The sequence below is a fragment of the Pseudomonas sp. AC083 genome (assembly GCF_979253165.1).
The window spans coordinates 1-392 of sequence record NZ_CEEDDH010000050.1 but is presented as its reverse complement, the minus strand read 5'-3'; the positions used below and the strand labels follow the sequence as shown (position 1 = coordinate 392).

Annotated in this window: 1 protein-coding gene; it reads right to left on the bottom strand. The window is 39.5% G+C overall.

From position 1 onward, the window contains the following. On the bottom strand, positions 1 to 392 hold a 392-nt coding region (locus AC0IXA_RS27195; protein WP_471814867.1), incomplete at both ends, for a reverse transcriptase domain-containing protein.

Here is a 392-nt window from a genome sequence, read left to right as displayed (position 1 = left end):
CATCAGAAAAACGCAAAGTTTTTATTACTTCCCCCTGAACTTTAATTCCTATTCCAAATTTTTCCTTGCTTTCCTTCACCACCTGCTCGATGTACAAATTGAATAACATCGGAGAAAGGCTACAACCCTGTCTTACTCCCTTCCCAACTGATGCTTCCCTTTCATGCCCTTCGAGTCTAATAACTGCGGACTGGCTTTTGTACAAGTTGTAAATAACTCTCCTTTCCCTGTATTTTACCCCTGCTGACTTCAGAATTCGAAAGAGTGTATTCCAGTCAACATTGTCAAATGCTTTCTCCAAATCTACAAAAGCTAAAAATGTAGGTTTTCCTTTCCTTAATCTATCTTCTAAGATAAGACGTAAAGTGAGTATTGCCTCCCGGGTTCCTATG